Annotated in this window: 2 protein-coding genes; both read right to left on the minus strand. The window is 67.0% G+C overall.

Going from position 1 to position 5,287, the window contains the following annotated elements; genetic code table 11:
- Positions 1 to 895: beta-ketoacyl synthase N-terminal-like domain-containing protein (locus ACFWPJ_RS23680; RefSeq protein ID WP_378854583.1), on the minus strand; the 895-nt coding region annotated here is incomplete at its 3' end.
- A 5-nt stretch (positions 896 to 900) separates the two neighbouring features.
- Positions 901 to 5,287, minus strand: a 4,387-nt coding sequence (locus ACFWPJ_RS23685) for a type I polyketide synthase (protein WP_378854584.1), incomplete at its 5' end; no start/stop codon positions are given.

Genomic DNA, 5,287 nt, shown 5'->3' on the forward strand with positions numbered 1-5,287 from the left:
ATCCATTGGACGCACCATCCTGATTGACCGCCGAACCCGCGATGACCGCAAGAATCTGATGACCATTGCGCTGCGCGTCGGACAACCGCTCCAACACCAGCACACCGACGCCCTCGGACCATCCGACACCGTCGGCCGCATCAGCGAAGGACTTACACCGCCCGTCCGGCGACAACCCCCGCTGCCGAGAAAACTCCACAAATGTTTCCGGGGTCGCCATGACCGCCACACCACCGGCCAACGCCAGATCACATTCCCCCGACCGCAACGACTGCGCGGCCGAATGCATCGCCACCAGCGACGACGAGCACGCCGTGTCGACGGTGACCGACGGCCCTTCCAGGCCGAAGACATACGACACCCGACCGGAGGCGATAGAACCCGAATTCGCGTTCGCCGGATAGTCGTGATACATCATGCCGACCCACACACCGGTCCGGCTTCCCTTCAGCGAACCAGGATCGACACCGGCCCGCTCGAACGCCTCCCACGAGGTCTCCAACAGCAGAAACTGCTGCGGATCCATCAGCGCCGCTTCCTGGGGACTGATCCCGAAGAACGCCGGATCGAACTCGCCGGCGGAATGCAGGAATCCACCCGCACGGGTATAGGTGCTGTTCGGTGTCTCGCCGGTGTGATCGTAGAGACGATCGGTCTCCCACCCACGATTGACCGGGAACTCCGACGTCGCGTCGACCCCGTCCGAGACCAACCGCCACAGATCCTCGGGAGAGCCGACACCACCCGGATAACGACACGCCATACCCACAATCGCGATAGGTTCGCGCAGGGCCGCGTCGAGCTTGCGGTTGCGGGCACGCAACCTCTCGGTCTCTTTGAGTGAGACGCGCAACGCCTGAGCGAGCTTCTGAGTATTGTCGTCGGGCTTCGTCATCGCCGTCAGTCCTCTGATGAGTTGTTGTAAGCCATGTCGATCAAGTCGTCGATATCGAGATCGTCGATCGATTCGTCCGTGCTGCTCTGATCGATCTCGCTGTGGCTTTCCTGCCCCTGTGCGAGCTGCAGGAGTGCATCCAGCAGGCCCGCGTCGCGGAGACGGGCGACGGGGATCGTTTGCAGGGCTCTGCGAATATCGTTGTCCGACGAATCTGCCGATCGGCCGGAGTCGCGGTTGCCGTTGAACTCCTCGGCCAGATATTCGGCCAAAGCCTCCGGTGACGGGTAGTCGAACACCAGAGTCGCCGGCAACCGCAGACCGGTCACGGATTTGAGGGCGTTGCGGAATTCGACAGCGGTGATCGAATCGAAGCCCAATTCGGTGAAGGCCCGGTCCGCCGCGATCGCCTTCGCATTCTGATGACCCAGCACCGCCGCGACCTGACCGCGAACGACTTCAACGAGCACACCGGGGCGTTCGCCCTCGGGTGTGTTCGCCAAACGGGCACGAAGCGCCGTTGGTGCCCCCGAGGCTGTTGTGCGGCGTGCGGGCACCAGGCCGGACAACAGGGTCGCGGCGAACCCGACGCTGCGGAGGCTCGCCAGCTCGAGACGGGCGAGAATGGGAGCCGCCGTGTCGATCTCGGCAACGGCATCGAACAGCGCCAAGCCCTGCTCCGCCGACAACGGCAGCATGCCCGCACGAGACATGCGGTGCCGATCGACGTCGCTGAGCTCCGCGCCCATCCCGCCATCCATGCTCCACAGACCCCACGCCAGCGACCGGCCGGAGCGCCCGGATGCCCTGCGGTGTACCGCGAGTGCGTCGAGGCAGGCGTTGGCCGCGGCATAGTTGCCCTGACCAGGGCCGCCGAATGCGCCGGCCACCGAGCTGAACAGCACGAACGCCTTCAACGGCAGATCGGCGGTCAATTCGTGCAGGTGCACAGCGGCATCGACCTTGGGCCGCAACACCGCATCCATCCGATCCGCGGTCAGCGAAGCGATGGCACCATCGTCGAGCACACCGGCCGTATGGAACACACCGGTGAGCGGACGGCCCGCGGGAACAGCCGCCAACACCTCGGCCAGCGCCCCACGGTCGGCGACATCGCAGGCGGCGAACTCGACTTCGGCACCGAGACGCTGCAACTCCGCCCGCAGCTCCGCAGCGCCGGGAGCGGATTCACCGCGGCGGCTCAGCAACAGCAGGTGACGGACACCCAGGGCGTCGACCAGATGCCGGGCGAACAATCCACCGAGGAAGCCGCTGGCACCGGTGATCAGAACCGTCTCGTCCGGACCGAAAGTGGAGCTCGGAGCCGAAGCGGTCGCCCGAGTGGCGGCCGCCCGGGTGAGTCGCGCACCGTGTACCTGCCCGCCGCGCACAGCCACCTGCGGTTCCTCCGCGGCTAGAATCCCGCCGAGCAGTCCCTCGATGTCGGAATCGGTGTCCACCAACACGATCCGGCCGGAGCTCTCCGCCTGCGCCGAACGAACCAGACCACCCACAGCGGCACCGGCCAGATTCGTAATGTCCTCCCCGGCAACCGATACCGCACCACTGGTCCGAACCACCAGCACCGACTCACCGGACCGTTGATCGGCAATCCAGGACTGAAGCACGTGCAGCACCTCGTGAGTCGCGGCACGAATAGCGGCCGGATCATTACCCGCCGGGCACTCCAACACCACCGCGGCCGGAACCTCGTCACCGAGATCCGCCCACGACGCCGCGCCGATCTCCGTATCGGACACCGAGATCGGCATCCACTCGACCTGGAAGAACGCGTTGTCGACAGTGGACGCGCCGACGGCGAGCTGCGCGGGATCGATCGGCCGGGAAGCCAGCTGCCGCACCGTCGCCACCGGAGCACCGGTCGGATCCGCGAGATCGACGGCCACCGCGTGCTCGCCGACGGGGGTCAGCCGAACACGCACAGCATCGGCCCCGACCGCATGCACAGTGACACCGGACCACTCGAACGGCAACCGGGGTCCGGTGTCGCGCGCCGACAGGTGACCGGCCAACCGCCACGCGTGCAGAGCGGCATCCAGCAGGGCCGGATGCAGCCCGAAGTCCGTCGCTTCCTGCGGATCCGGCAGCGCGACTTCGGCGAACACGTCCTCGCCGCGTTGCCATGCCGCCCGCAGACCTTGGAAGGCGGGACCGTACCCGTACCCGGCATCGAGCAGTTGGTCATAGACCCCGTCGATGTCCAGCGGCCGCGCACCGGCCGGGGGCCATGCGGCGAGGTCGACAGCGGCCGCCCCTGCCCGAGATGTTTCCGCCTCCGCGGCGAGCGCACCTTCGGCGTTCAGTGTCCACGACGACGCCGAATCGACCGCCCCATCAGGGCAGGAGTAGATTCGCACCGCGCGACGACCGGTCTCGTCCTCGGCGCCGACGACAGTGCGCACCGCGACCCCGCCGGATTCCGGCAGCACCAGGGGAGCCCGCAGGACCATGTCCTCCAGGGTCGAACAGCCCACCTGCGTTCCGGCATGCATGGCCAGTTCGACCAAACCGGTGCCGGGGAACAACACGGTGCCCATCACCCGGTGATCGGCCAGCCAAGAATGCGTCGGCACCGACAGGCGACCGGTCAGGATCACCGCGCCGGAGTCCGGTTGGGAAACCACCGCCGAAACCAGCGGGTGTCCGGTGGTCGCCAGACCCATCGACCGGGCATTACCGCCACCGGCGGCGCCCTCGAACATCCAATAGCGCCGACGCTGGAAAGCGTAGGTGGGCAGGTCGATTCGCGGGGCACCGGTACCGGCGTAGAAACCCGCCCAGTTCACCTCAGCGCCCGAGACGAACAACCCGGCCACCGCACTCGATACCGTCGTGGCATCGGCACGGTCGCGCTCGGCCACGGCGACTGTCGTCGCGCCACCGAGAGTCTGCGCGATCATCGGCGTCAGCACCGCGTCGGGCCCGACCTCGGCGAACCTGGCCACACCCGAACCAGCCATCGCGGTGACCGCATCGGCGAAACGCACCGTGTCACGAACCTGACCCACCCAGTACGACGGCTCCGACATCTCGTGCTCGACCCTGGCACCGGTCACCGTCGACACCAACGGGACAGTCGGCCGGGCGAACACCAAACCCTCGATCGCCGAAGCGAACTCATCCAGCATCGGCTCCATCGACGCCGAGTGGAAGGCGTGCGAAACCCGCAACCTGTGTGTGCGCCAACCGCGTTCGGCACACGCATCAGCAACAGCGACGACATCGTCTTCGACACCGGACAACACCACCGAAGCCGGACCATTGACCGCCGCGATCGATACCCCACCAGCCACCAGCGGCAGCACCTGCTCCTCCGACGCACCCACAGCGACCATCGCCCCACCGGCGGGCAGTGCCTGCATCAACCGGCCACGCGCGGCCACCAGCACACACGCGTCCGCCAGCGACATCACTCCGGCCACGTGAGCGGCAGCGACCTCGCCGATCGAATGACCCGCCACCACATCGGGCCGCACTCCACACGACTCCAGCAGCCGGAACAACGCCACCTCGAACGCGAACAACCCCGCCTGCGCGAACACAGTCCGGTCGACCAGATCACCATCGGCCAACGCCATACTCAACGAAACCGATTGCCCCAGCAGCGGATCCAGTTCAGCGATGATCGCATCGAAAGCCTCGGCGAACACCGGATACGCCGCACGCAGCTCGGTAGCCATGCCAGCCCACTGCGCACCCTGACCCGAGAACACCACACCCGTCGAACCCGGCACCACACGACCGGACACAACACCAGGAACGGATTCGCCGCGACCCAGCGCCCGCACGCCATCACGGTGGGCGGCCAGGACAACGGCACGATGCTCGAAGGCGCTCCGAGTGGACGCCAAGGAGAAACCGACATCGATCGGATCGTGCTCGGCCACCCGCGATGCCAGGCGCCCGGCCTGCTCGGCAAGAGCCTCGCCGGTGCGCGCCGAGAGCACCCACGGCGACAACCCACCGACCGGCACGGCCTTGACCACCGGCTCCACCACCGCGGCCGGGGCTTGCTCGATGACGACGTGCGCGTTGGTGCCACTGATGCCGAAGGAGGAAACGCCGGCACGACGCGGCCGATCCGTGTGCGGCCACGGCACCGATTCGGTCAGCAAGCGCACATGGCCTTCGGACCAATCCACCTTCGTCGACGGCTGATCCACATGCAGTGTCCGCGGCAGCACACCGTGCCGCATCGCCATCACCATCTTGATCACACCACCCACACCCGCAGCGGCCTGGGCGTGGCCGATGTTGGACTTCAACGACCCCAGCCACAACGGACGATCCACAGCACGGTCTTGGCCATACGTCGCCAGCAACGCCTCGGCCTCGATCGGATCACCCAGAGTGGTACCGGTGCCGTGGGCC

The organism is Nocardia sp. NPDC058497 (assembly GCF_042720195.1).
In the GTDB taxonomy this organism is placed as follows: domain Bacteria; phylum Actinomycetota; class Actinomycetes; order Mycobacteriales; family Mycobacteriaceae; genus Nocardia.